Source organism: Citrobacter sp. Cpo069 (genome assembly GCF_030332785.1).
In the GTDB taxonomy this organism is placed as follows: Bacteria; Pseudomonadota; Gammaproteobacteria; order Enterobacterales; family Enterobacteriaceae; genus Citrobacter; species Citrobacter portucalensis.
This window is the reverse complement of sequence record NZ_JAOWHD010000061.1, coordinates 136,318-156,865: the sequence shown is the minus strand read 5'-3', so window position 1 is coordinate 156,865 and position 20,548 is coordinate 136,318. Positions and strand designations below refer to the sequence as shown.

The window sequence follows — 20,548 nt, the reverse complement described above, 5'->3', positions numbered from 1 at the left end:
CGGTTTGCCCGATGGCGCTACGCTTATCAGGCCTACGTGGATGCGAACAGTAGGCCGGATAAGGCAAAGCCGCCATCCGGCATAAGTACTACCGTATTTTACGCGGATTTTCAGATATCAGAACAGCAAAGATGCGGTGGAATCCAGCGCGGCGCGACGACGTTTTTCCGCGCTCAGTTGCTCAAGCTTATTGCGATCCACATATATCAGCGCGTGAGTCGGGCACACTTCCATACAGGCAGGACCGGCCTCACGATGGTGGCACAGGTCGCACTTATTGGCTTCAGCTTTTTCTGCGCGGACGTTCAGACCTGCGCCGCTGTTACGCACGACCGGACGCACGACCACTTCCATTGCGCCGTAAGGACAAGCCACAACGCAGGTTTTACAGCCAATGCAACGTTCCTGCATTACATGAACAAAACCTTTATCACGGCTGATCGCACCGTTCGGACAGACGTTAGCGCACGGCGCGTCTTCGCACTGGCGGCACAGCGTCGCCGTGGAGACATTAACGCCTTTGATGACGTGAATGCGGGGTAAAAAGGTTTCAGGGGTCAGCGATGCGCAGTCCTGGTTATCCTGATGGGATACCACGCAGGCCACTTCACAGGTACGGCAACCAATGCATTTATTGGCGTCTGCAATGATGAAACGGTTCATCAATTTCTCCAGCAATGACAGAATATCTGCCGAAGCATACACAAATCGTGCCAAAATTTAATTTACTGTTATTAAAGGAATTTTATTCTGAAAAACGCAAGAAGGGCGTGTCATCGTCACTAGTGACGATGACAAATGACAGCCGTCAGCGCGAAACGGGCGGCGCAACTGAGTCGCGCGCAATGAGTTCACCGGTGAAGGTCTTTGACGGCGTAAACGCCCCGTCACCTAGCATAAAGATCAGACGCCCAATCGTTTCCTGAATCATTTCTGTTACCGGAATTTTAACGCTGGAAAGCGCCGGAATAGTGTATGGCGCGAGGGCGATATCATCAAAGCCAATCACCGACACCTGTGCGGGAACGCTCACACCATGCTCGTGCAACTGCTTCATCGCGCCGATCGCCATATCGTCATTGCTGGCCACCAATGCGGTAAAATTGACCTTGCGCGAAAGCAAAGTATCCACACCCGCTGCGCCGCAGGCTGGCGTCCATTTCCCTTTAACAATCAGATCATTATTTAGCGCGATCCCATGATGTTCCAGCGCGTCTTTATAGCCTGAAAGTCGCTCCACGCCGGTTGGCGAATCCATCGAGCCGGTAATAAAACCAATCTCTTTATGCCCGGTGGCAATGAGCTGAGTAACGGCGTTAAAGCTGGTCTGCTTTTGATCGCACCATACGCTGTGGCTACTGTTTTTCCGCAGGCGTCGATTAAGCACCATAATCGGCTGGCTGTGGGCATCGATGATGTCATCTATCTCATCCACGCTGAGAAAACGCGGATAAATCATAATCGCGTCACAGCGCAGGTCGAGCAGGTACTGGATCGCCTGGCGCTCTTCCTCAGCGCTATGCTTACCGTCAGCCAGTAACAGCTGGCGCCCTTTATCTTCCGCCATCCGCGCGGTATGAAACAGCAGTTCGCTGAAATAGACGCCGTGATAAAGGGTGTTTGTTACCACCAGACCCAGTGTCTGCGTGGTTTTCGCCGCGAGACTGCGCGCCAGCAAATTTGGGCGGTAACCACTCTCTTCAATGGCCTGAAACACGCGGTCTTTGGTTTCCTGGCTGACATAGCCGTTTCCGGAAAGCACCCGGGAAACCGTCGCTTTCGACACTCCGGCACGCTTCGCCACCTCCAGCATCGTGGTCATATTACTCATCCCTTTTATCTCGATGTGACGCAGTGTACTGCACCGTTTTGCCGCTGTCCTTGCTGCTAAATCGCAGACGCTGACATCTGGTGATCGGAGTCACAATTACAAAAATTGATCAAAATTAGATCTTGATCAGTTAATGCAATTTAAACATGATTTTGTGGAACCGGTTTCCTATCTGCGTTTCATCAACCCAGAAAAGCGATCCACGTAAACGGATAAAAAATAACGTACTCTACTGATAAAACAGGATTAAATCCGATGTCCAAGAATTATGCAGCGCTGGCGCGCTCCGTTGTGACGGCTCTGGGAGGCGTCGACAACATCACAGCAGTGACCCACTGTATGACCCGTTTGCGTTTCGTTATCAAAGATGACTCGCAGGTCGACAGCGCGACGCTGAAAACCCTCACTGGCGTGCTGGGCGTGGTGCGCAACGAGAACCAGTGCCAGGTGATTATCGGCAACACCGTTTCGCAGGCGTATCGTGAAGTGGTCTGCCTGTTGCCTGCCAACATGCAGCCTGCTGAGCCGCAAATCAAACCCCGACTGACGCTGAAGCGGATTGGCGCGGGGATCCTTGATGCGCTGATCGGCACAATGTCGCCGTTGATCCCGGCGATTATCGGCGGATCAATGCTCAAGCTGCTGGCGATGGTTCTGGAAATGACCGGCGTGCTGGTGAAAGGATCGTCCACGCTCACCATTCTGACCGTCATTGGCGACGGTGCATTCTTCTTCCTGCCGCTGATGGTCGCCGCGTCGGCCGCTATCAAATTCAAAACCAACATGTCGCTGGCTATCGCCATCGCGGGCGTACTGGTGCATCCCAGCTTTATCGACCTGATGGCGAAGGCCGCGCAGGGTGAGCACGTTGAGTTTGCCCTGATCCCAGTGACGGCGGTGAAATACACCTACACGGTGATCCCGGCGCTGGTCATGACCTGGTGCTTGTCATACATCGAACGTTGGGTCGATCGTATAACTCCGGCGGTGACCAAAAACTTCCTCAAACCGATGCTGATCGTGCTGATCGCCGCCCCGCTCGCCATCGTCATCATTGGCCCGATCGGTATCTGGATCGGTAGCGCGATTTCAGCGCTGGTCTATACCATCCACGGCTATCTCGGCTGGCTGTCAGTGGCCATTATGGGCGCTCTGTGGCCGCTGCTGGTAATGACCGGTATGCACCGTGTCTTTACGCCAACCATTATTCAGACCATTGCCGAAACCGGAAAAGAAGGCATGGTGATGCCGTCGGAAATCGGTGCCAACTTGTCGTTAGGTGGTTCATCGCTGGCAGTGGCATGGAAAACCAAAAACCCGGAGCTGCGCCAGACGGCGTTAGCAGCTGCCGCCTCAGCCATCATGGCGGGCATTTCCGAACCCGCGCTATATGGCGTGGCAATCCGCTTGAAACGTCCGCTGATTGCGAGCCTTATCAGCGGTTTTATCTGCGGTGCTGTTGCTGGAATGGCCGGGCTTGCAAGCCACTCCATGGCGGCTCCAGGTCTGTTCACCAGCGTCCAGTTTTTCGATCCGGCCAATCCGATGACCATCGTTTGGGTATTTGGCGTGATGGCGCTGGCGGTAGTGCTTTCTTTTGTACTAACGCTGATTCTCGGCTTTGAAGATATTCCTGTCGAAGATGCAGCCGCGCAGGCCAGAAAAAACCAGGCCGCACAACCGGGCAATATCAATGGAGCCAGCATTTGACTGGTATGAACTGAGGTTAATTATGTCTGTTTTTCCGCAAGGATTTTTATGGGGCGGCGCACTGGCCGCCAACCAGTCTGAAGGGGCATACCGGGAAGGCGGCAAAGGGCTGACTACCGTCGATATGATCCCCCACGGCACACACCGCATGCCAGTCAAACTGGGTCAGGAAAAGCGCTTTACGCTGCGGGATGACGAATTTTATCCCAGCCATCAGGCGATCGACTTTTATCATCGCTATAAAGAAGATATCGCACTGATGGCGGAAATGGGGTTTACGGTTTTTCGTACTTCCATTGCCTGGAGCCGCCTCTACCCTAACGGCGACGAGCTGACGCCGAATGAAGACGGAATCGCGTTTTATCGCGCCGTGTTTGCCGAGTGTAAAAAATACGGTATTGAGCCATTAGTCACGCTGTGTCACTTCGATGTGCCTATGCATCTGGTCACCGAGTACGGCTCCTGGCGTAACCGCAAAATGGTGGAGTTCTTTACCCGCTACGCCCGTACCTGCTTCGAGGCCTTTGACGGTCTGGTGAAGTACTGGCTGACGTTCAACGAAATCAACATCATGCTGCACAGCCCCTTTTCAGGCGCCGGGCTGGTATTTGAAGAAGGTGAAAATCAGGATCAGGTGAAATATCAGTCCGCTCACCACGAACTGATAGCCAGCGCCCTGGCGACTAAAATAGCCCATGAAATTAATCCGCAAAACCAGGTCGGTTGTATGCTGGCTGGCGGTAATTTTTATCCTTACTCGTGTAAGCCGGAAGATGTGTGGACCGCACTGGAAAAAGACCGTGAAAACCTGTTCTTCATTGATGTGCAGGCGCGCGGGGCCTACCCGGCATACTCTGCCCGCGTTTTTCGCGAAAAAGGCGTGGTAATCGAAAAAGCCCCGGAAGATGACGACATCCTGAAAAATACCGTCGATTTCGTCTCTTTCAGCTATTACGCATCGCGCTGCGCCTCCGCTGAAATGAACACGGGCAATACCAGCGCTGCCAACGTGGTGAAGTCGCTGCGTAATCCGTACATTGCCGCCAGTGAATGGGGCTGGGGAATCGATCCGCTCGGCCTGCGCATCACCATGAATATGATGTATGACCGCTACCAGAAACCGCTGTTTCTGGTGGAAAACGGGCTGGGAGCGAAAGATGAAATCGATGCTAACGGTGAGATCAATGACGACTATCGCATCAGCTATTTACGCGAACATATTCGCGCCATGGCAGACGCGATTGAAGATGGCGTGCCGCTGATGGGTTACACCTCCTGGGGCTGTATCGATCTGGTTTCTGCCTCAACCGGTGAGATGAGCAAACGCTACGGTTTTGTGTATGTGGACCGCGATGACGCGGGCAACGGCACGCTGGCGCGCACCCGTAAGAAATCATTCTGGTGGTACAAAAAAGTCATCGCCAGTAACGGTGCCGATCTGGCATGACGAATCTGCCGGAGGGGGTTACAGCCTTCCGGCAGAAGTGCTTATTTTCATTTCATTTATTACATTCCGGATGTGGAATCGTCCTTCCAGTTTCAGGTTTGCCCTCCCCCTTTTTTACTGGCATTTTATTCAGTAATTTTTAATCCTGGCCATTCACCACAAGGAAGCGTGCATGTTTGATAAAAAGGGCAAAACAGCGGTGGCAATCACCAAACCGGTACGTCGCTTGAAAGTCAGCTATGTCAGAAAACGCCATGAAGATCCAAAAACGGGTTATACGCGACGAATCAGTCGTCACGCCTCACTCACGCTGAACGGCGACTGGCTGGAACAAGCTGGATTTCCGACCGGTACAGCAGTGAATGTATCAGTGATGCAGGGGAAATTAATTATTGAGCAGGCAATTGAATGACGAGGATACACTGGGAAAACAGGCCGGATGTCGTTCACATCCGGCACTGATACGGTTTACTCTTCTGGTGCTTCCAGCTCGGAGAATCCGCCGTGTCCTTCCCAACCGGCTAATCGTTGATAGACGGTATCAACCGCATCTTTGATCGGCTGTGTCATCGGGTAGTAAAAACCGACGATGTCCGGTTGAATGCCGAGGAAAATCACCTCACCAACATCGTCTTTCAGCTGATCTACCAGGTAGTTCAGCGGCATGTTGTGGGTGGTCATCATGAACATCTCGGCAATGTCATCAGGATCGATAATGCGGATTTCACCGGGGTTCAGCCCCATATCGGTGGCATCAACAATCAACAAACGTTGCGGACGCAGTTCACGGATGGCGACAATATCGTTCTCCGGCGCGCTACCGCCGTCGATGACAACCCAGTTGCCTTGAGGATTTGCAGCACACATTTCAGCCAGCAGCGGGCCCGCGCCGTCATCGCCCATCATGCTGTTACCCACACATAATAAAACGTCAGTCACGGTGTCTCCTCACCATCAGATAGATGGCGCTTTCCTGGTGTATGTCGTGCAGCATGCTAAGCATCAGCTTGCTCCACTCCTGCTGCTGCGGGGTCTGCACGGCACGCGCATCATCGAACGCGCGCGCCAGCATTTGTACATGGTTGAAATCGATAACGATCTCGCCGTATTTCGGCACGCCTTCCATTTTCCGGCGGGCTTCGCTTCCCTCAGCAAGGGTAGCAATCCATGCCAGATATTCGTCCCATGGACAAGTTAACGCCGCTTCCAGGCAATCGATGATCCCAAGGTGGTGACCAATCGCCAGGCTGTAATAGACAACCTGCTGAGCCTCAGCGGGCGTCGCATCGTTCTCATCAATAAACTTACGGCTCAGTTGACTGAACACCACCGTTTCACTCATCGGATACGCGCCTCTTCGACTACATGGTTAAGATGCGTGACGATTTCGGTCAGACGCGGATCGTTTTCCGCTTCCAGCCAGCGCGCCACCTGATGTTCACCCTGCCCTAACTGCGTCATATAGTCATCAGCAATCTGGCGACCATAGCGGTATCCCGCCAAGCGGCGAGCTTCACGATCCACCTTCACGCGCAGCGGCTGAACCATGTCCGGATGCAGAATTTCCGCCGGCTGTTCGTCCAGTTCACCCGGTGCACGCGCGTGAATTTTTTGCTCCAGCAGACCCAACGCCATGGCAAAACCATACAGCGTTGCCGCAGGCGTCGGCGGACAACCTGGAATATACACGTCCACCGGTACGATTTTGTCCGTGCCGCCCCATACGCAGTATAAATCGTGGAAGATACCGCCGCTGTTCCCACAAGCACCGTAAGAGATACAAATTTTCGGATCTGGCGCAGACTGCCAGGCACGCAGCGCCGGAGAGCGCATGGCACGGGTTACCGCGCCGGTAAACAGCAGAATATCCGCATGGCGCGGTGACGGGACGACTTTGATGCCAAAACGTTCGGCATCAAACAGCGGAGAAAGCGTAGCAAAGATTTCGATTTCGCAACCGTTGCAGCCGCCGCAGTCCACGCGGTAAACATACGCTGAACGCTTGATGCTTTTCAGCAGCGATGCTTTCATGCTGGCAATGGATTCATCCACCGTCATCGGTACCGGAATACCGTTGGCGTCACGTGGGCCTAATAAATTGCTCATCAGCTGGCCTCTTTCATATGGCGAGTCAGTTCAATACGGTCAGACGGCACCAGACATTTCTGGCGCTTACAATCCGGGCAGGTCTCAAAGCTTTCACGGTGGTTTTCCGCGCGGCTGTCACCGTTGTGCTTGAGCAGCGCAATGGCGTAATCAATCTCTTTTTGCACCGCAAAAGGACGGTTACATACGCGGCAATTACACAGCGCAAAGCGGGACTGCTGCAGGAAATCATCTTTCTTCCACACCGCCAGCTCATACTCCTGCGACAGCTTGATCGCCGCTGTCGGGCAGACTTCTTCGCAGCGGGCGCAGAAAATGCAGCGCCCAAGGTTGAACTGCCACGCCAGCTCATTGGTGACCAGATCGGTTTCCACCGTCAACGCGTTCGACGGGCACGCATTCACACAGGCCGCGCAGCCGATGCACTGCTGCGGATTATGTTCCGGTTTGCCACGGAAGTTTTTATCGACCGCAATCGGCTCCAGCGGATACGACGACGTCGGCGCCCCGGTTTTGATGACTTTTTTGATAAAGGTAAACATGGCGATTCCTTATTTCAGCGGCGAGTTTTTACGCTCGATGCTGTAGCGCTCAAGTTCTTTGTACGGCACGACTTTGCTCTTCTTCTTACGCACATCGACCACAGTCATACGGTCAGTACAGGAGTAGCAAGGATCGAGGCTACCGATAATCAGCGGGGCATCGGAAACGGTATTGCCACGCAGCATGTAGCGCAGCGTCGGCCAGTTGGCGTAGGTCGCCGCACGGCAGCGCCAGCGATACAGTTTCTGGTTGTCGCCGGTCATGCTCCAGTGGATGTCATCTCCACGCGGCGCTTCAGCAAAGCCCAGTGCGAAACGGTGAGGAATATAGGTAAAGCCTTCCACCATCAGCGGACCGCCCGGCAGGTTGTCCAGACCAAAGTCGATCATATTCAGTGCGGTGTAGACTTCATTGATACGGACTTTCAGGCGAGAAATAACGTCGCAGCCCTGCTCGCTGTGAACTTCCATCGGCAGCAGACCATAACCGACAAACGGGTGATCGGCGCGGGTGTCACGCGCGTGGCCGCTGGCGCGAACCATCGGGCCGACGTTACTGAAGTCACGGGCAATTTCCGGATCAAGACGACCAATACCAACGGTACGCTGTTCCATGTTCGGCGTGCTGAGCAGCATATCGACCAGTTCCTGCACGTCACGACGCATCTGCTGCGCCAGTTGACGGGTCTGGATCATATCTTCTTTCAGCAGATCACGACGGATACCGCCGATCAGGTTCAGACCGTAGGTTTTACGTGCCCCGGTGAGGATCTCCGCCATCTTCATCGACGTTTCACGCACGCGGAAGAACTGCATAAAGCCGGAGTCAAAACCGGTGAAGTGACAGGCCAGGCCGAGGTTGAGCAGGTGCGAGTGCAGACGCTCAACTTCCAGCAGAATGGCGCGGATCATCTGCGCACGTTCCGGCACCACGATGCCCATCGCATTCTCAACGGAGGTGGTATAAGCGGTGCTATGCGCAAAGCCGCAGATGCCGCACACGCGATCTGACAGGAACGTCACTTCGTTGTAACCCATGCGGGTTTCCGCCAGTTTCTCCATGCCGCGGTGGACATAGAACAGACGGTAATCGGCGTCGATGATGTTCTCACCGTCAACAAACAGGCGGAAGTGACCGGGTTCATCGGAGGTGACGTGCAACGGGCCAATCGGCACCACGTTATTTTTCTTGTCGCCCAGTTCGTTGATGAACTCGTAGGTTTCAGCATCGGTAGTCGGCGCCGGGCGCTGACGATAATCCATGCTGTCTTTACGCAGCGGATAGAGTTCGTCCGGCCAGTCATCCGGTAACACCAGACGGCGCTCATCCGGTAAACCAACCGGAATCAAACCGTACATGTCGCGCACTTCACGCTCGCCCCAGACCGCTGCTGGAACGCGCGGCGTGACGGACGGGAACTCCAGTTTATTGGCATCGACTTCAACGCGGACGGTTATCCAGCACTTGGTGCCCTGCTCCATCGACATCACGTAATAAACGGCGTAATGACCGCACAGCTGACGTTCGTCGTTACCAAACAGCACGGATAACCAGCCGCCCTGTTTGTAGTACAGGAACTCCACCACTTCCGGCAGGTAGTTCACCTTGACGGTGATCGTCAGCTGATCTTTGGTCTGCCAGGCTTCATCCAGCACCACGCCCGGAAAGGCCTGGTGCAGCGCAGCGAGATATTGTTGACCTAATTTTTCTTCAGACATGCTCAAACTCTCTTAAATCACGCCACCAGCAAGGAGACGAACGCTAAAAACGCAAACCCAAAACCGGCCCAGGTCACGCGTGAAGTGGCGCAAAAACGCAGACGCGCCATGCTGTTTTCGAACAGGGCGATGACCAGCACGCCGAGGACCAGCTTGACGACGGCAATCACCAGCGCCAGCAGCAGTCCACCAGCGGTGAAGGTTTCCATCTGTCCCCACGGCAGGAACACGCCAACGAACATTTGCAGAACGACCAGCTGTTTGAGGCTAATGCCCCACTTCAGCACGGCAAAACCACTGCCGCTGTATTCAGTCAATGGACCTTCCTGCAGCTCCTGCTCTGCTTCCGCCAGATCGAACGGCAGTTTGCCCATTTCGATAAAGGTGGCGAAAGCACAGGCGCACAGTGCCAGAATCAGCGGGATGCTGCGCGCAGCAGGCCAGTGGTAAATGGTATCGGCGATATTGCTGATATGGGTTGAACCCGCAACCTGTGCCGCTACCCAAAGCCCCAGCAGCAGGATAGGTTCAACCAGCACGCCGAGCATCGCTTCACGGCTGGCGCCAATGGCGGTAAACGGGCTACCGGTATCCAGTCCCGCGATAGAGAAGAAGAAACGGGCGATGGCGAACAGGTAAATTAAGGTGATCAGATCGCCCAGTTGTGGCAGCGGCGAGCCAACGGTCACTACCGGCAACGCAGTGGCGATAGTCAGCATCACGCCCACCATCACAAACGGCGTCAGGCGGAAAACCCAGCTGGAATCCGCAGGCGCAATGCTCTGACGGCCCAGCAGTTTGATAATGTCGCGGTATTCCTGCAAAACGCCCGGACCGCGGCGATTGTGCAAACGCGCACGCGCCACGCGGGTAACACCGGACAGCAGCGGCGCAACGGCAAACAGCACCAGCGCCTGAATTAACGGATATAAAACACTCATTCTCAGGCTCCTCGTGAAACCACAATCACCACCAGCACCGCCAGCTCAATCAGCGCCAGGCGACGGAACAGCACCGGTGCAGCCGCATTCTGCCAGCCCGGAACCAGTGATACCGGGTTCAGCCATTTACGCAGTTTGAGTACCGGGGCAAAGGCTTCTTTCACCGGCATAGCAAAACCGTGCGCGGTAATCACCATTGACTGCTCGTGATCGTAACCACACACCCATGCAGCACCGCGTGAACGCGACGGCAGACGGTTGCCTTTGAAAATGGCCATGATGATGAACGGCAGCAGCGGACACGCGATCAGCAGCAGCGTGATCATTGGCTGAGAAACGGTGGTGTTCGCGGTTTCCAACGGCAGCGGAACGGCAGAGGAGATCATCGGCAGCAGCCACGGCGCAGCAACGCCGCCAATCACGCAGCAGATAGCCAGCGCGACGACGCTCACTCCCATCAGGATTGGCGCGCAGCAGGCATTTTCAGCTTCCTTCGTGCGCGGTGCGCCAAGGAACGTAACGCCATAGACTTTCGCCATACACATCACCGCCAGCGCGCCGGTAATTGCCAGCCCTACCGCCAGCAACGGTCCTAACAGGCTACCGACAAACGCGCCGCTGTTGCCAAGCTTAAAGAAGGATTGGTAGATAACCCACTCACCGGCAAAACCGTTCAGCGGCGGCAGTGCGGCCATCGCCATCAGACCAACCAGCATCGCCAGCGAGATAACCGGCATACGTTTACCGATACCGCCCAGTTTTTCGATATCACGATGACCGGTACGGAACCAGATGCTGCCAGCCCCCAGGAACAGAACGCTTTTGAACAGGCTGTGGTTTACCAGGTGGTACAGACCGCCGGTCAAACCCAGCGCGATCAGCGCCGGTTGATTCAGGGAAATTCCGGTCACGCCAGCGCCCAGACCCAGCAGAATAATGCCGATGTTTTCCAGCGTGTGGTACGCCAGCAGGCGCTGGATATTGTGTTCCATCAGCGCATACAGACCACCAACAAACGCGGTGATCATGCCCAGCACCAGCAGCGTAATCCCCCACCACAGCGGCGCGTTACCGCCCAGCAGCGACAGGGAGAGAATACCCAGCAGACCAACCTTCATGACGACGGTAGAGAACAGCGCCGCAGCCGGTGCGCTGGCATTGGCGTGTGCCTGTGGCACCCAACCGTGCAGCGGAATAATCCCGGCCAGCAGGCCAAAACCTGCCACGCCCAGCAGCCAGATGTCAGACCCGAGCGGCAGCTCCTGGGTGCGCAGGTCTAGCAGACGCAGCTCCAGTGTGCCGTAACGTTGCCACACCAGGTAGCAGGCGACCGCCAGCAGCAGCGTACCAATACGCCCCAGTGCAAACCACAGTTTGCCTTCTTTACTGCATCCGGTAAGGAACACGGCACACAGCGCCATGATTTCCGCCATCACCACCAGCGTACCGAGGTTGCTGGCAACCACCGCACATACCGCCGCGGCCATCAGCAGATTCACCAGCAGGCCGTTAGCTTTCACCTGCGGATGACGATGCCAGTCAATGTTGTACAGGCTGACAAACAGGCCGCACAGGCCCAGTGTAATCAGCCAGATAGCATTAAGCGGAGTAATTTGCAGACTGTGACCAATAAACGGCATCACGCCGCTCACTGCCAGCGCATTAGTCAGAACGGTAAAACCCGCGGCTGCCGTACACAGGCTGCCGACTGCACCGCCAACCCCAGCAATCCAGCCGCTCAGCGATTTATGAAATGAAAACAGAAATGCCAGAACCGCAGCCGCTGTAAACCAGGCTACGCCGCTGTTAATCAGTGAAATTGCGCTCATTTTGCATCCCCACTCTGAGCCTGCTGAAACAAGGTGAGATCGCCGAAATCGGTATTGAAAGTCAGCTCTCGCTTACGTTTGCTGGCGCGGGCGATATCCATGTTGCTCACCAGATGCAGGGCTTTGGTCGGACACATGCGCACGCAGGCAGGACCTTGCTCGTCAAAACTACACAGATCGCATTTCACCGCGATGGCACGAACGCCAGGAACCCAGTCCAACAGCGAACTCACGCGAGCAGGCGCTGGCGGAGCCGGAGGCGCTTTTGGCGTATTGGCGTTTGCCGGAATGTGTAGCGGACGGCTACCGGAAAACTCTATCGCGCCAAACGGACAAGCGATCCCGCACAGTTTGCAGCTTACGCACAGGCTTTCGTTCAGCTGTACGGCGCCATCAACGCGGTTAATGGCATTAACCGGACACACGGTGGCGCAAGGCGCATCTTCACACTGGTGGCAAAGCTGCGGCGCGGATTCTTTTTCATTTAACATCACTTTCAGGCGCGGCATTGACTGCAGGCCATGCTGGCGATGTGTCTCTGAGCAGGCGGCTTCACAGGTGTGGCAGCCAATACAAAGAGTGGAGTCAGCAATTACAAAACGATTCACCAGGCATTCCTCAGGTGATAGTCATTTTTGACGAAAACATGTCTACCAAATGTCATTTCGACATTTTTCGACATGCCCATTCCCTAAAACGTCGTGACGCGGTATGTAGACCGCACCATGACAAAGTGGGCAGCACCCGAGGCTTAAGCCGGGCTATGTCCCTCAACCAGCTGGCTTAAATTCACCGGCATATTGTTCTCAACCGCGGTGTACAGGCTGTCGTAGACGGTGGCGATTTTTTCGAGATAGTGCTCCAGCACCTGCTCGCGATCGCGGTTGCTAATACGCTCATCGACCTTACCGTCGATAGTCAATTCTGCCTGTGCAATCAGCTGCTTATCATCACCGTCTTTCGTTTCGACGTAGTATTCGATGGTATGGCTGTTAAAGCCGTCCGCCAGCGTGACGTAGATAGTGAAGTGTTCAAAAAGGACGAAGCAGAGATCCTTGTCCGGTGCGCAGCTCATCGCATGATGCAAACGCGCTTTTGACAGGGTGATCCCCTGAACCAGCGAGTTGCAGTAAATACGCCACTGGTCCTGTAGGCGACGATGCCGTTCAGCGATGTAATCGGCTTTTTCGCTTATTTCCCAAATAGTCATGTCAGGTTACCCGTTTAGCAGAGATGAACAGCCTTAAGCACATTTCATGCCAAAATTAAATCACTTAATTTTCATATAGATAAAAAATCAAAGGCGGGTGACGACATGTCATTTCGTCATCGTCGTCATTGTCACGAATGAAAAAATTCAACCTGGCATGCTTATTGCTTTTAATACGGCAACTTCACAGGAGGCGGTATGCACGAAATAACCCTCTGCCAACGGGCACTGGAATTGATTGAACAACAGGCCACGCAACACGGTGCTAAGCGAGTAACTGGGGTCTGGCTCAAAATTGGCGCATTTTCTTGCGTAGAAACCAGCGCTCTCTCCTTTTGTTTTGATCTGGTATGCCGCGGGACCCTTGCAGAAGGTTGTAAACTCCACCTCGAAGAACAAGAAGCCGAATGTTGGTGCGAATCTTGTCAGCAATACGTCACGTTACTGACGCAACGCGTGCGCCGATGCCCGCAATGCAACAGCGATATGCTGAGAATTGTGGCCGATGACGGCTTACAGATTCGACGTATTGAAATAGATGAAACTCCAGCGCCTGATGGCGACGCTTAAGCGTCTTATCCAGCCTACAGAAACAGCTCGTTTGTAGGCCGGATAAGGCAACGCAGCCATCCGGCAACAGATGTATCGCAAGTAAAAAGATCAGGAGTGAGCGATGTGTACGACATGTGGTTGCGCTGAAGGCAACCTATATATAGAGGGTGATGAGCATAATCCCCACTCGGCGTTTCGCAGCGCGCCATTTGCCCCGGCGGCTCGTCCGGCGCTGAATATTACCGGTGTGAAGACCTCAAATTTCACCCCGAGCCAGACTGAAGAAGGCGATTTGCACTACGGTCACGGTGAGGCCGGAACCCACGCACCAGGTATGAGCCAACGCCGTATGCTGGAAGTGGAAATTGACGTACTGGACAAAAACAACCGCCTCGCCGAGCGCAACCGTGCCCGCTTTGCGGCCCGTCAGCATCTGGTGCTGAACCTTGTTTCAAGCCCGGGCTCTGGTAAAACTACCCTGCTGACCGAAACGCTGATGAAGCTGAAAGATAGCGTGCCGTGCGCCGTTATTGAAGGTGACCAGCAAACGGTGAACGATGCCGCCCGTATTCGCGCCACAGGCACACCCGCCATTCAGGTCAACACCGGTAAAGGTTGCCACCTTGACGCACAAATGATTGCTGACGCCGCGCCGCGTTTGCCGCTTGACGATAACGGTATTCTGTTCATTGAAAACGTCGGCAACCTGGTCTGCCCGGCCAGCTTCGACCTCGGCGAGCGCCATAAAGTGGCCGTGCTTTCAGTAACCGAAGGTGAAGACAAACCGCTGAAATACCCGCATATGTTTGCCGCCGCATCGCTGATGCTGCTCAACAAAGTGGATCTATTGCCGTACCTCAATTTTGACGTTGAAAAATGCATCGCCAGCGCCCGGGAAGTGAACCCGGGGATTGAGATTATCCTAATTTCCGCCACCAGTGGTGAAGGGATGGATCAATGGCTCTCCTGGCTGGAGACGCAGCGATGTGCATAGGTGTTCCGGGTCAAATCCGCACCATTGATGGCAACCAGGCCAAAGTCGACGTCTGCGGTATTCAGCGCGACGTCGACCTGACGCTGGTCGGTAGCTGTGATGAACATGGTCAACCGCGCATCGGCCAGTGGGTACTGGTCCACGTCGGTTTTGCCATGAGCATCATTAATGAAGCTGAAGCGCGCGATACGCTCGACGCGCTGCAAAACATGTTTGACGTTGAGCCGGATGTCGGCGCGTTGCTGTACGGCGAGGAAAAATAAATGCGTTTTGTTGACGAATACCGCGCACCAGAACAGGTGATGCAGTTGATAGAGCACCTGTGCGAACGTGCCGCCCACCTCTCCTACACGGCTGAACGCCCGCTGCGGATCATGGAAGTTTGTGGTGGTCATACCCACGCTATCTTCAAATTCGGGCTCGACCAGTTGCTACCGGAAAACGTGGAGTTTATTCATGGTCCGGGTTGCCCGGTTTGCGTTCTGCCGATGGGCAGAATCGACAGCTGTGTAGAAATTGCCAGCCATCCAGAAGTGATTTTCTGCACCTTTGGCGACGCTATGCGCGTCCCGGGTAAGCAAGGCTCCCTGCTGCAAGCCAAGGCGCGCGGTGCGGATATCCGTATTGTCTATTCACCGATGGATGCACTGAAGCTGGCGCAGGAAAACCCAACGCGTAAAGTGGTGTTCTTTGGCCTGGGTTTTGAAACCACAATGCCAACGACCGCTATCACCCTGCAACAGGCAAAGCAGCGTGACGTGCAGAACTTTTACTTTTTCTGCCAGCACATCACGCTTATCCCTACGCTGCGCAGCCTTCTGGAACAGCCGGACAACGGTATCGACGCCTTTTTAGCGCCGGGCCACGTCAGCATGGTGATTGGCACCGACGCCTATAATTTCATTGCTTCAGATTTCCATCGCCCGCTGGTGGTCGCCGGTTTTGAACCGCTCGATCTCCTGCAAGGCGTAGTGATGTTAATTGAGCAGAAAATTGCAGCCCAAAGCCAGGTAGAAAACCAGTACCGCCGCGTGGTACCGGATGCCGGTAACGCGTTAGCGCAACAGGCCATTGCCGAGGTGTTCTGCGTCAATGGTGACAGCGAATGGCGCGGTCTGGGCGTTATCGAATCCTCTGGCGTTCACCTGACGCCGGACTATCAGCGCTTTGATGCCGAAGCACATTTCCAGCCAGCGCCGCAGCAGGTGTATGACGATCCGCGCGCGCGTTGTGGGGAAGTGCTGACAGGCAGATGTAAACCACATCAGTGCCCGTTGTTTGGCAAAACGTGTAACCCGGAGACCGCGTTTGGCGCCCTGATGGTCTCCTCAGAAGGCGCATGTGCCGCCTGGTATCAGTATCGTCAGCAGGAGTGTGAAGCATGAGCAGCGTACAACTCGCCCACGGTAGCGGCGGTCAGGCTATGCAGCAGTTGATCAACAGTCTGTTTATGGAGGCTTTCGCGAATCCGTGGCTGGCGGAACAAGAAGATCAAGCGCGTCTGGAACTGGCACAACTGGTGGCAGAAGGCGATCGTCTGGCGTTTTCAACTGACAGCTACGTTATCGATCCGTTGTTCTTCCCCGGCGGCAATATCGGCAAGCTGGCCATCTGCGGTACGGCTAACGACGTAGCGGTCAGCGGGGCTATTCCACGCTACCTCTCCTGCGGTTTTATCCTCGAAGAGGGTCTGCCGATGGAGACACTGAAAACCGTTGTTAACAGCATGGCAGCAACCGCGCGCGAAGCAGGCATCGCCATCGTGACTGGCGATACCAAAGTCGTGCAGCGTGGTGCAGCAGACAAGCTGTTCATTAACACTGCCGGAATGGGGGCAATTCCCGCCAACATTCACTGGGGTGCACAGACTCTCAGCGTGGGTGATGTGCTGCTGGTCAGTGGCTCTCTTGGCGATCACGGCGCAACTATCCTTAACCTACGCGAGCAATTGGGTCTGGATGGCGAACTGGTCAGCGACTGCGCGGTGTTAACACCTCTTATCCAGACGCTGCGTGATATTCCTGGCGTGAAGGCGCTTCGTGACGCCACCCGTGGCGGCGTGAATGCGGTCACGCATGAATTTGCCGCTGCATGCGGATTTGGTATTGAGCTGTCGGAAGCTGCTCTGCCCGTGAAGCCAGCGGTGCGTGGCGTTTGCGAGCTGCTGGGTCTGGATGCGCTCAACTTTGCTAACGAAGGCAAACTGGTGATTGCCGTTGAACGCCAGGCCGCTGAAACCGTGCTTACCGCGCTGCGCGCGCATCCGTTAGGGTGCGATGCCGCAATGATTGGTGAAGTGGTCGAACGCAAAGGTGTTCGTCTTGCCGGACTCTACGGCGTGAAACGAACCCTCGATTTACCACACGCCGAACCATTACCTCGTATATGCTAGCAGCCGGTTGGCAGCATGCTGTAGGCCGGATAAGACGCATTAGCGTCAACATCCGGCGTTAATGCTGCATTATGCCTGATACCGCTTTGCTGATCGGGCCAACGGATTGTATATCCTGGCCAGTTCAGTGGCAGGCCATCCGGCAATAATTTACGACTTATACCTATAATTCATTTACCGTTTTCGCACCGTTCTGCGGTGCTTTCCCTGGAAAAGCAATATGTCGTATACACCGATGAGTGACCTCGGACAGCAAGGCCTGTTCGATATTACTCGTACATTATTACAGCAGCCCGATCTCCCGTCTCTTAGCGAGGCGCTTTCGCAGCTGGTCAAGCGTTCAGCGCTGGCCGACTGCGCGGCTATTGTCTTATGGCAGGCACAAACGCAACGTGCGCGTTATTTTGCAACGCGTGAAAATGGTAAACCCATCGATTATGAAGACGAAACGGTGCTGGCACATGGTCCGGTACGCCGTATTTTGTCTCGCCCTGATGCGTTGCACTGCAACTATCATGAGTTTACGGAAACATGGCCACAATTGGCTTCAGGTGGACTGTATTCTGAATTTGGCCACTACTGCCTGCTGCCACTGGCGGCAGATGGGCGCATCTTTGGCGGTTGCGAATTCATCCGTAACGAAGACCGTCCGTGGAGTGAAAAAGAATATAACCGTCTACAGACCTTCACTCAGATAGTCGGCGTTGTTGCTGAACAAATTCAAAGCAGAGTCAGCAACAACGTCGATTACGATCTGCTGTGTCGTGAGCGTGACAACTTTCGCATCCTGGTCGCCATCACCAATGCCGTGCTCTCCCGACTGGATATTGATGAGCTGGTCAGCGAAGTCGCCAAAGAGATCCACCACTACTTCGACATCGATGCCATCAGCATCGTGTTACGCAGCGATCGCAAAAATAAACTCAGTATCTATTCCACTCACTATCTGGATGAACATCATCCGGCACACGAACAGAGTGAAGTGGACGAAGCGGGCACGCTCTCTGAACGGGTCTTCAAAAGCAAAGAGATGCTGCTGATCAACCTGAGCGAACGTGACATCCTTGCCCCTTACGAACGGATGCTGTTCGAAACCTGGGGCAACCAGCTACAAACCCTGTGTCTGCTACCGCTGATGTCCGGCAATACTATGCTCGGCGTACTCAAGCTGGCACAGTGCGAAGAGAAAGTTTTCACTACCGCCAACCTCAAGCTATTGCGCCAGATTGCCGAGCGTGTGGCAATTGCCGTGGATAACGCCCTTGCCTATCAGGAGATCCACCGCCTGAAGGAACGTCTGGTCGATGAAAACCTGGCGTTGACTGAACAACTCAACAACGTAGAGAGTGAGTTCGGCGAAATCATTGGTCGCAGCGAAGCGATGTACAGCGTACTCAAGCAGGTCGAAATGGTGGCGCAAAGCGACAGCACCGTATTGATTCTGGGTGAGACCGGAACGGGTAAAGAGCTGATCGCACGAGCCATTCACAACCTGAGCGGACGTAACGCCCGTCGGATGGTGAAGATGAACTGCGCGGCAATGCCTGCCGGATTACTGGAAAGCGATCTGTTTGGTCACGAGCGTGGCGCGTTTACCGGTGCCAGCACGCAGCGGATTGGTCGTTTCGAGCTGGCAGATAAAAGTTCGCTGTTCCTCGATGAAGTTGGCGATATGCCGCTGGAGCTTCAGCCTAAGCTACTGCGCGTTCTACAAGAGCAGGAATTTGAACGTCTGGGCAGTAATAAGCTGATCCAGACCGATGTGCGCTTGATCGCAGCTACCAACCGCGATCTGAAGAAGATGGTTGCCGATCGCGAATTTCGTAACGATCTGTATTACCGGCTGAACGTCTTCCCGATCCATCTGCCGCCGCTGCGTGAGCGCCCGGAAGATATTCCGCTGCTGGTAAAAGCCTTCACCTTCAAAATTGCTCGTCGGATGGGACGCAATATCGACAGTATTCCTGCCGAGGCTCTGCGCACGCTGAGCTGTATGGAATGGCCGGGTAACGTGCGTGAGCTGGAAAACGTGGTAGAACGTGCGGTTCTGCTTACCCGGGGCAACGTGCTGCAACTGTCCCTTCCGGATATTGCCCCTTTGACGCCGTCCACGCCTCCGGTGGCAACCGAAGTCGCACAGGACGGTGAAGATGAATACCAGTTGATTATGCGCGTACTGAAAGAAACCAACGGGGTGGTTGCCGGTCCCAAAGGCGCGGCACAAAGGCTGGGGTTGAAACGTACAACGTTACTCTCACGCATGAAGCGATTAGGCATTGATAAGGATGCACTGGTTTAGCCAGTGTGGCTATACTGGGTGATATCTCAACGAAAGGAGGCAGTATGGCGGTATCAGCACGTAATCAATTAACCGGTACGGTGAGCGCAGTCGCTACGGGCGCAGTGAATGATGAAGTTGAACTGACGCTGGCTGGCGGCGCAAAACTGGTCGCGATTGTAACCCATAGCAGCCAGCAGGCGCTGGGTCTGGCGAAAGGGAAAGAAGCAATTGCCCTGATTAAAGCGCCATGGGTGACGCTGGCAACTGAAGACTGTGGTCTGAAGTTCTCTGCCCGCAACCAGTTTGCTGGCAGTGTTTCCCAGGTCACAGAAGGCGCAGTCAACGCCACGGTACATATCAAAACTGACGCAGGCTTCGAGATTGTTGCCGTCGTCACCAACGAAAGTCAGCAAGAGATGAAACTGAGTCAGGGAAGCCGTGTTGTTGCGCTGATCAAAGCCTCAGCTATTCTGATTGCCACCAAAGCGTAGTCGCCATTCATCACCACATGGCTAAGTTGCCCGATGGCGCAATGCGCATCGGGCCTACGCGACAGATGCACTTATTCTCGTAGGCCAGATAAGGCGCAGCCACCATCCGGCGCACAGCGACCTTATTTTTTCCGCTGGTACTTCTCGGGTAACTCCGGCACTGGACGTTTGTCATCAATCAGGTGACGTACGGTCAGAATCGGGTGACGCCAGAGCATTCTCGGCCCAGCCCAACGCATAATTTGCTTCATCTCTTCGCGTTTAGCAGGTTGATAACAGTGCACAGGACACTGTTTACAGGCCGGTTTTTCCTCACCAAATACGCACTTGTCGAGGCGCTTTTGCGCATAGGCAAATAACGCATCGTAATGCCCCGGCTCGTCTGAAGCCTGCGGGCACTGGCTCTCGTAGAGCGAAATCATTCTCTGGATCGTCATTTTTTCACGTGCAATGCGTTTGCCGGACATGATGCCTCCACAATTAAGTTGCATAAATAATACACC

Annotated in this window: 22 protein-coding genes; 10 read left to right on the top strand and 12 right to left on the bottom strand. The window is 54.6% G+C overall.

Translation table 11 applies throughout. The features are described 5' to 3' along the window. Positions 1-117 precede the first annotated feature (117 nt). Positions 118-663 (bottom strand): electron transport protein HydN, encoded by a 546-nt coding sequence (gene hydN, locus OGY08_RS21035; protein WP_003037366.1) that lies wholly within the window; start codon positions 661-663, stop codon positions 118-120. 145 nt (positions 664-808) lie between these two features. Further along, complete coding sequence (locus OGY08_RS21030; protein ID WP_125363111.1) at positions 809-1,822, bottom strand: LacI family DNA-binding transcriptional regulator; 1,014 nt, start codon at positions 1,820-1,822, stop codon at positions 809-811. Positions 1,823-2,086: 264 nt separating this feature from the next. Here OGY08_RS21030 and ascF point away from each other — a divergent pair, with 264 nt between their 5' ends. The 3 genes from ascF to OGY08_RS21015 all read left to right on the top strand — a co-directional run bounded on the left by ascF (position 2,087) and on the right by OGY08_RS21015 (position 5,400). Then, positions 2,087-3,541 (top strand): PTS cellobiose/arbutin/salicin transporter subunit IIBC, encoded by a 1,455-nt coding sequence (ascF, locus tag OGY08_RS21025; protein ID WP_125363112.1) that lies wholly within the window; start codon positions 2,087-2,089, stop codon positions 3,539-3,541. Positions 3,542-3,563: 22 nt separating this feature from the next. Then, positions 3,564-4,988, top strand: a complete 1,425-nt coding sequence (locus OGY08_RS21020) for a 6-phospho-beta-glucosidase (protein WP_008785629.1) — start codon at positions 3,564-3,566, stop codon at positions 4,986-4,988. 172 nt (positions 4,989-5,160) lie between these two features. Further along, positions 5,161-5,400: a SymE family type I addiction module toxin gene (locus OGY08_RS21015; RefSeq protein ID WP_008785630.1), complete on the top strand. Its 240-nt coding sequence runs from the start codon at positions 5,161-5,163 to the stop codon at positions 5,398-5,400. 56 nt (positions 5,401-5,456) lie between these two features. On the opposite strand, the gene hycI is transcribed toward OGY08_RS21015, so the two are convergent. From hycI to hycA, 9 genes are all read right to left on the bottom strand, one after another. After that, the gene (gene hycI, locus OGY08_RS21010) at positions 5,457-5,927 is read right to left on the bottom strand and encodes a hydrogenase maturation peptidase HycI (protein WP_003037382.1); all 471 of its coding nucleotides are present in this window, start codon (positions 5,925-5,927) and stop codon (positions 5,457-5,459) included. Next, positions 5,920-6,330, bottom strand: a complete 411-nt coding sequence (locus tag OGY08_RS21005) for a formate hydrogenlyase maturation HycH family protein (protein WP_003037385.1) — start codon at positions 6,328-6,330, stop codon at positions 5,920-5,922. Before OGY08_RS21005 ends, hycI begins: the two co-directional genes overlap by 8 nt. Continuing rightward, complete coding sequence (hycG, locus tag OGY08_RS21000; RefSeq protein ID WP_003037388.1) at positions 6,327-7,094, bottom strand: formate hydrogenlyase subunit HycG; 768 nt, start codon at positions 7,092-7,094, stop codon at positions 6,327-6,329. Before hycG ends, OGY08_RS21005 begins: the two co-directional genes overlap by 4 nt. Continuing rightward, positions 7,094-7,636 (bottom strand): formate hydrogenlyase subunit HycF, encoded by a 543-nt coding sequence (hycF, locus tag OGY08_RS20995; RefSeq protein ID WP_125363113.1) that lies wholly within the window; start codon positions 7,634-7,636, stop codon positions 7,094-7,096. The genes hycG and hycF overlap by 1 nt, the downstream gene beginning before the upstream one ends. A 9-nt stretch (positions 7,637-7,645) precedes the next feature. Continuing rightward, positions 7,646-9,355: a formate hydrogenlyase subunit HycE gene (hycE, locus tag OGY08_RS20990; RefSeq protein WP_003037393.1), complete on the bottom strand. Its 1,710-nt coding sequence runs from the start codon at positions 9,353-9,355 to the stop codon at positions 7,646-7,648. Between the two features lie 17 nt (positions 9,356-9,372). Continuing rightward, positions 9,373-10,296 carry a respiratory chain complex I subunit 1 family protein gene (locus tag OGY08_RS20985; protein ID WP_003825914.1) on the bottom strand — a complete coding sequence of 308 codons (924 nt, stop codon included), beginning with the start codon at positions 10,294-10,296 and terminating at the stop codon, positions 9,373-9,375. Positions 10,297-10,298: 2 nt separating this feature from the next. Beyond that, positions 10,299-12,125, bottom strand: coding sequence for a formate hydrogenlyase subunit 3 (hycC, locus tag OGY08_RS20980; RefSeq protein ID WP_003825912.1), 1,827 nt, complete (start codon positions 12,123-12,125; stop codon positions 10,299-10,301). Then, positions 12,122-12,733, bottom strand: coding sequence for a formate hydrogenlyase subunit HycB (gene hycB / locus OGY08_RS20975; RefSeq protein ID WP_003825909.1), 612 nt, complete (start codon positions 12,731-12,733; stop codon positions 12,122-12,124). Before hycB ends, hycC begins: the two co-directional genes overlap by 4 nt. A 143-nt stretch (positions 12,734-12,876) precedes the next feature. Next, a complete protein-coding gene (hycA, locus tag OGY08_RS20970) occupies positions 12,877-13,335 on the bottom strand; it encodes a formate hydrogenlyase regulator HycA (RefSeq protein ID WP_008785633.1) in 459 nt (152 codons plus the stop codon). A gap of 198 nt (positions 13,336-13,533) precedes the next feature. Between hycA and hypA the strand changes: the two genes are divergently transcribed. The 7 genes from hypA to OGY08_RS20935 all read left to right on the top strand — a co-directional run bounded on the left by hypA (position 13,534) and on the right by OGY08_RS20935 (position 20,045). After that, a complete protein-coding gene (hypA, locus tag OGY08_RS20965) occupies positions 13,534-13,905 on the top strand; it encodes a hydrogenase maturation nickel metallochaperone HypA (protein ID WP_008785634.1) in 372 nt (123 codons plus the stop codon). A 103-nt stretch (positions 13,906-14,008) separates the two neighbouring features. After that, positions 14,009-14,881, top strand: a complete 873-nt coding sequence (gene hypB, locus OGY08_RS20960; RefSeq protein WP_003037409.1) for a hydrogenase nickel incorporation protein HypB — start codon at positions 14,009-14,011, stop codon at positions 14,879-14,881. Continuing rightward, positions 14,872-15,144, top strand: coding sequence for a hydrogenase 3 maturation protein HypC (gene hypC, locus OGY08_RS20955; RefSeq protein ID WP_032944747.1), 273 nt, complete (start codon positions 14,872-14,874; stop codon positions 15,142-15,144). The genes hypB and hypC overlap by 10 nt, the downstream gene beginning before the upstream one ends. Then, positions 15,145-16,266 (top strand): hydrogenase formation protein HypD, encoded by a 1,122-nt coding sequence (gene hypD, locus OGY08_RS20950; RefSeq protein ID WP_003825899.1) that lies wholly within the window; start codon positions 15,145-15,147, stop codon positions 16,264-16,266. Beyond that, positions 16,263-17,273, top strand: coding sequence for a hydrogenase expression/formation protein HypE (gene hypE / locus OGY08_RS20945; RefSeq protein ID WP_125363114.1), 1,011 nt, complete (start codon positions 16,263-16,265; stop codon positions 17,271-17,273). The genes hypD and hypE overlap by 4 nt, the downstream gene beginning before the upstream one ends. Positions 17,274-17,493: 220 nt before the next feature. After that, on the top strand, positions 17,494-19,572 hold the full coding sequence (gene flhA, locus OGY08_RS20940; protein ID WP_032944751.1) for a formate hydrogenlyase transcriptional activator FlhA: 2,079 nt from the start codon (positions 17,494-17,496) through the stop codon (positions 19,570-19,572). Positions 19,573-19,616: 44 nt separating this feature from the next. Then, complete coding sequence (locus OGY08_RS20935) at positions 19,617-20,045, top strand: TOBE domain-containing protein (protein ID WP_003825890.1); 429 nt, start codon at positions 19,617-19,619, stop codon at positions 20,043-20,045. 122 nt (positions 20,046-20,167) lie between these two features. Here OGY08_RS20935 and OGY08_RS20930 read toward each other — a convergent pair whose 3' ends face one another. Further along, entirely contained in the window at positions 20,168-20,512 is a 345-nt protein-coding gene (locus OGY08_RS20930) for a nitrous oxide-stimulated promoter family protein (protein ID WP_003825888.1), read from the bottom strand. Positions 20,513-20,548: the final 36 nt, after the last annotated feature.